The sequence below is a fragment of the Dendrosporobacter sp. 1207_IL3150 genome, assembly GCF_036763085.1.
Lineage (GTDB): Bacteria > Bacillota > Negativicutes > DSM-1736 > Dendrosporobacteraceae > JBAIYU01.
This window is the reverse complement of record NZ_JBAIYU010000025.1, coordinates 46,267-52,449: the sequence shown is the minus strand read 5'-3', so window position 1 is coordinate 52,449 and position 6,183 is coordinate 46,267. Positions and strand designations below refer to the sequence as shown.

Below are 6,183 nucleotides of genomic sequence, written 5' to 3'. Positions count from 1 at the left end.
CCCATATACTACTGTTTGAAGGTGAGTCTTACCGTTTTAAACAACGGTCACAGAATAATTAGCTTAGTATATGGTGGTCAACTTTTACGCTATCAAAGTGGTCAACTTTTTAGTTGCTAAAAACATTACACAGCTGATTCGGCCAGAAATCAGGGTTTTCAATTCGTTGGCAGCCAACATTATACCGCTGTTTAAAAGTTGCCTGCTTATAAAGGCGTCTTAGCTCTAGCAGATAGTCTTCGAATTCTTGAATCATGACAATACCTCCTTTTGATCACAAGTCCGATAATAGCGCCTTATGAAAAATAACCATAATTTACTCTTAGAGTAAATTATGGTTATTTTTCACTACCTATTCGACTTTATCCTGCAATTTATAACTAACAAATGCAGTTTTATACTACATGTATTTAAGTTAAGCTAATCATCCGATCCTCATAGTATCAGTTCAGTGATTTATTTAGATTCATGACGCATATATTACTGAAGATTTCTGAAAGGCGGGGGTCCATATTCATTCAACTTCTGCACCATCAAGCAAATGTACAATCACCCTGCCGCCATCATAAACTATCATTTTTTTGCCAATGCAAAGTATAGGTCAACATCAAATTCTCTGATTGAATTAGCAACTTGAACTAGTCATTTTCTAGGTCTCTCACTATCCGGTTGCTCCTTTATCGTCAAGGAATTCATTGTAGATACGCCTGACTCTTTTGGCCTGCTTTTCATTTACAACGAGGTTGTCGTCTTTATCTTTATCATAGCCTAAAAACTTGGTGTGGTTGATATGGAGCTTACCTTGTTCAAAACAGCGGCGTATCCTCCACGTCGAGTTTTCTGAGATCGCGCGTGACTCGTCCTGAGTTTTAATAGAAAGACGATACTAATACGCGAAATTGGATATTCACGAATGGTTCGACACCCTTTTCTTTTTTGAGGTAATGATTATAAAGATTTATTGTCAATACTATATTTAGCATTGAACTCTGCAACAATATCCATTGGCTTTAGCATTTTAATTGTTCTACATGAATAATCAATCGAAAATATATCTGCATTAGGAAGCGTATTCATTTCAGGCAAACTAATATGCCCTAGTTTAGCCATGTAGCCGCCTACTCCATAAAGTTTTAGCGCAAATAATAATACTCCGTTTATATTCAGCAAGGCAGCCCAGTGCTTTTCAGGATTAACTTTTACAAATTCAAATGGGTCTTTATCACTAATCAAATTTACATGAAAACTCATTTCTTCCAAACTATCGTGAATCTCACCTTTTATGAATGACTTAATCTCATCAAAAGCACTATCATTCGTAATACCAACTCCATGAACCTTTGCCAAAAAATTCATTCCAATTTTAGCAACAGCCCGCGCACTTAGCACGGGAAGAATTTTCGTACGTATTACCAATCTATTCCCCTCTGAACTACCGTCGTGCACCTCCATTTCGGACGTTCTAACACCATCAACCATTTCGCTCATTTTATTAGGTAATACTTTTAATATATGACCAATAAACTTAACTCCATATTCTGGTGATTCTGCCCTTAAAACCAAACGTTTTTCATCGTCCAAAAATATTCTTGGAGTTAATCTACGTTCATTCATTTCAAAGAATTCTTCATACCATGCCCCCATAGGACGGGGAGAATCGAAAACTTTTTCAATCTTTAATCCATTGTTTTCATCCATAAATAGTTGCGCAACTTTAAAAAGCTGATCCTTTTTTGTTGGAACTTCAAGCGTAAGATATTTATTTTCATCAAACTTTGAAATTGCTGCAAATAAGCTTTCTAATTCATCTCGGTCAGAACCAGTAATAATATATTCTGGATAATTATCTTCTATTATTTGTGCTCTTAAATATGGCTTTAACCCTAATTCTAAACCTGCCTCATATGCCAAATCACGATCCGTCGCTAACAAGAACGCTCCATCTGAATATAATGGAACCGCTCGCGATGAATTTCCTTTTCTTTTCCGACCTGCAGGTCCATAAGCAGTTCTAGACAAAGCTTCTAATGAATGTCTGGCAAAAGCTCTCTCTATTGAAGAAAAAATATTATTACATTGCGCACATACACAATTGATCAATGTCCAGTCATCTCCACCGCCACCTAAAGAATAAGGAAAGACATGCTCTTTATTAAAAGGCCCATCTGAACCACAATAAAAACAGTTAGGTTTATTCATTATTATTTCCCCCTAAAAATTTAATAACTACCAAAAACAGTATACAAATCTAATGCGGCGTTACCCGTTCAGTAGACAGTTAAAATGGACGGATTGCTTCAGTTTTCATAGGATAGCATAATATTTTACAAAAAAAGCTATGTAGATCGATTTTTTGAGTAATATTCATCCGGTGTTAAATATCCATTGGATGCATGCAATCGCCTTCCGTTAGAAAAATCTCAGCACATTCAAATATGGCACTTCTAGCCTCAGCGCGCGTCCGAAATGAATAGTTGTGCAGCCACTCATATGTCATCTTGCACTAGAAAGCCGTCATAAGAGCTTTGTCCCAGCAATTTCCTTGCGGGACATGCTGCAAATCAACCCATGCTTTTTGATCGATTTCTGATATCCTTAGAACAATATTGGCTTCCTCGATCTGAGTGGAGTATACCGCCTGGGCTTTTGCCATAACGCTTGCAAGCGTTGATCAAGGCAGATATAACCTGTTCTTTACTCATTCGATCACTCATTGACAGACAGCAACCTTTTATGGTCTGAAGAAGATAATTTGAGTCAAGTTGGACATAATTGAAAGACCGGATCGCGTCAGGCCCCAGGCCTGGAGCTTGTTGGATAGTACTTGGATGGCTGGATTTTGAGAAAAGTGATCCTACCGTTTGCACTCAACCTTGCGGCAGTTTTGTAATCCTGAATTTCAGCCTCGATGAAACGTTTGACTGCACCTTGGATAATTGGCAGTTACACTATCCCCATATGAGTTATAAGGTTAGAAAACCAACTAATATCTAAACATTTTTCGTAAAACAAGACTAATTAAGCTACCTATCACTACAAAACCTAATATTTGTTCAAAAACTACTGCTATTCGAGTAACCGAGTTTAAAGCATACATATCACCGTAAGCCGCTGTCAGCATAGTTGTACTGTTGAAATAAAGTAAAGCGATAAGGGTATCAATCATTCCCTGGCCTGGTTCGCCAACCCCCTTGATTACAAAGTATCCCCACCCGAAAGGATTTGGATAATATAAAATTGTAAAAGAAAAAAGTAACCCCAATAAAACCCACAGTAACCTAAATGGCTTTTCGCCATATCCTGTGAAGAAACCCATCGCCCAAGAAACTAGGAACTTTGATTTGTCTGTTATAGACTTTTGGAATTCCTCATGATATAGAACTATACTTTCACTCATTTCATTAAAAGCGCCCATGTTTTTTAATACAGAGATCCTTTCCAACATTATCTGGCGAAAAAAATCTTTATACTGAAAACGGCGATCAACGGCTAAACGAGAATACAGATAATGTATACAAGCTGTAAAATGCAAAAAAGTACTCGGAGTTTCTGATTTTACGACACTAAATTTCGCTTGATTACTATAATATAAATTCATAAACTGTAGTACATCAGCTTCTACATAGTAAACAGGAACTATTTTTTCTATATTTGCACGAAAATCGTACCATTTAAAAATGTCTTTTAATGTAGATTCTAAATTTGATACTTCGCGCTCTGGAAACTTTTCAAGTGCATTTAGGCAAACACCTAATAAAATTTTACTCAAATCCTCCTGGGTCAAATTTGCCAAGACAGAAATTTTCAACAATAGATATATGTCAGGTGCTAGTTTAGCCGGAGTTTCCTGAAAGTTTACTTGTAGGAACTCATCCCACAGCTTTCTAATATTCTCCTTTTGCTGTGTTAAGTCGTTGAAGCAATCATAATAGTAAAGTATCTTTAAATTAGCTTCAAATTGCTCTGGAGAAAGTAATTCCGCCAAACCTGCATAGGCATCTCTGGATATTTCCCCTTTATCATGAGTTTCATATTGTTTATACTCTTCGAAAGTCTTCCCAATGCACTCTTCAGCAGGTTTATGTTTCTCTAGGTCTGAGTAGAACCTTTCCTTATACCCCATAAAACTTATACCTCAATCAAAATTATTAATTATGCCAATAAGTTATCTCTCTTTACGCGATTGTACGATAATAGCGCTTATGTAAAAATAGCCATAATTTACTCAGTAGTAAATTATGACTATTTTCTTTGCCTATTCGACTTTATCCTGCCATTTAAGACAAAACATAGCACGTTCTACTGGATGCACATTCTGACCGTCTCCTTGGTACAACTTCATCAGGTCCTGCATAAAGTCAGGCCGTACATGCTCTGCTCCGCTGAAGGAAGAATCCCCTTCTGCACGATAGCGTGGAAATTCTTTATCTGCCATTCGCTTAGCTTTTCTAGCCGATGTATAATATCCTCTATATATAATAGCTTCCCTATGATTTATAACTTCTAGATGCTCTCGCAATGTTTTACCACTGACAGTAATCCCTTCTAAAACAACCTTTGTTTCCGAAAATGTCAGTGTATTGCCTTCAATCGCGTTCGAATGATAAGTCCATTCGACTAGCAGTTTTTTCCGTAAGCTAGCAAGTGTATGCTGTGGAAGGGGCTTCTTGCTGTCTAGAGCCTTTTTCTTTTGGTCAATTCTTTATAATATTTCTTTATAGCCCATCTGCAAAACTCCTTCAAAACCAGTTCTTTGCAGCGCTTCCTGTAACTTCAAGAAGCTACTCATTTTCTTTTTGACCATAAAATTACTTACTATACAGTATCGTTTTTATTTCCATAATTATAGAATTTCAAAAAATAATAGAGACGTTTCTAACATCTATATTATTTTTTTATATTTACCGATAGCATATTCCGCTTAAATAATACCTTTTTCCTTTAGGCTTACATACCTTCCTTGTCCGACAATTAGATGATCTAGAATGGGAATATCAATAATCGTTCCAGCTTGCACTAGTTTTTTAGTCAAATCAATATCCTCTTGACTTGGCGTTGGATCTCCGCTTGGATGGTTATGTACTACTACAGCCGAAGCACAAGCTTTGCGAATTAATAATTTAAAGGTTTCTCTAGGATGTACGATACTAGCATTTAGACTGCCAACCGATATAGTTTGTTCGAAAACAATATGATTCTTTGTATTTAATCCGATTACCATAAAATGCTCCACAGTTAAATATTCTAGCTCGCCTCGAACAAAACTATAAACATCCTGTGGACTACGAATCACAATCCGATTATTACTAGGATTACTCTGTACATAACGCACAAATCTTAATATAGCAGATAATTGTTTTGCTTTAACTGCTCCAATCCCTTTTATACCTTTCATATCTTCTTCACTAGCATTCATCAAATCCTGAATACTCGAAAATTCTTTTAAAAGGGCTTGTATTGTATACCCTTCGCTAGTTTCACGTAAGCATTCTGCTAATATATATTGAAAATCATCCTTCAATTTTATTAATAACCTCCTTTTTTGTAAAATCATTAGCCTGTTGCGTTTGAATCACATTCGCAACGGGCTAATTTTATTTTCCTATTTTCATGTTCATTCCTCATTTCTTTTTAGTTTTTTGGATACGACAAAAAGAGCCAAGTGTCTGATCCACTTGACTCATGGGTGATTTGTTATGTTCCTATGTTCCGTGCAGGGGCTTTACTGTATATCAGTAAGACCTACAAGTTCATTATTATAATATATCATTCAAATGATCGACTATTTCTTATTTTTTTTACAATAGATACTAAAATAGAACAATATCTCATGTAAATCATCTAAACAAATCCTGAACCAACTAACATAATAGTAAAAAATAAAACAAGGTGGTGAATCATCATGGTGATTGAAAAGCTAGTATTACATGTTTCTGAAGCTGCTAACCTACTAGGAGTTAGCTCCCAAAAAGTATGTGAAATGATCCAAAATCGGGAATTATGTGCCTATAAAGCCGGAAAGGCTTGGAAGATTGATGCTGCTTCGCTTGAAAATTATATCCGATTACGCCTTAAGAAGTAAGATGATTTTTTCATAGTAAGCTTGAATTAATCGGCTTTAGCAGTTAAATTTTTTTTCTTAATGTCCAATAAGTTGTTTACAACATACTGTGCAAAAAATGA

General features: G+C 35.9%; 7 protein-coding genes. 1 reads left to right on the top strand and 6 read right to left on the bottom strand.

What is annotated here, in order from left to right:
* Positions 1 to 109 precede the first annotated feature (109 nt).
* From V6C17_RS12905 to radC, 6 genes are all read right to left on the bottom strand, one after another.
* A complete protein-coding gene (locus V6C17_RS12905) occupies positions 110 to 256 on the bottom strand; it encodes a hypothetical protein (RefSeq protein WP_333522984.1) in 147 nt (48 codons plus the stop codon).
* A 692-nt stretch (positions 257 to 948) separates the two neighbouring features.
* Positions 949 to 2,199, bottom strand: coding sequence for an HNH endonuclease (locus V6C17_RS12900; RefSeq protein WP_333522983.1), 1,251 nt, complete (start codon positions 2,197 to 2,199; stop codon positions 949 to 951).
* A gap of 362 nt (positions 2,200 to 2,561) precedes the next feature.
* Positions 2,562 to 2,714: a DDE-type integrase/transposase/recombinase gene (locus tag V6C17_RS12895; RefSeq protein WP_442891495.1), complete on the bottom strand. Its 153-nt coding sequence runs from the start codon at positions 2,712 to 2,714 to the stop codon at positions 2,562 to 2,564.
* A gap of 269 nt (positions 2,715 to 2,983) precedes the next feature.
* The gene (locus tag V6C17_RS12890; RefSeq protein WP_333522982.1) at positions 2,984 to 4,123 is read right to left on the bottom strand and encodes a hypothetical protein; all 1,140 of its coding nucleotides are present in this window, start codon (positions 4,121 to 4,123) and stop codon (positions 2,984 to 2,986) included.
* A 132-nt stretch (positions 4,124 to 4,255) separates the two neighbouring features.
* Positions 4,256 to 4,519 carry a hypothetical protein gene (locus V6C17_RS12885; RefSeq protein WP_333522981.1) on the bottom strand — a complete coding sequence of 88 codons (264 nt, stop codon included), beginning with the start codon at positions 4,517 to 4,519 and terminating at the stop codon, positions 4,256 to 4,258.
* A gap of 402 nt (positions 4,520 to 4,921) precedes the next feature.
* Positions 4,922 to 5,521, bottom strand: coding sequence for a RadC family protein (gene radC, locus V6C17_RS12880; RefSeq protein ID WP_333522980.1), 600 nt, complete (start codon positions 5,519 to 5,521; stop codon positions 4,922 to 4,924).
* A gap of 381 nt (positions 5,522 to 5,902) precedes the next feature.
* On the opposite strand from radC, the gene V6C17_RS12875 reads away from it, so the two are divergent.
* A complete protein-coding gene (locus V6C17_RS12875) occupies positions 5,903 to 6,082 on the top strand; it encodes a helix-turn-helix domain-containing protein (protein WP_333522979.1) in 180 nt (59 codons plus the stop codon).
* Positions 6,083 to 6,183 lie beyond the last annotated feature (101 nt).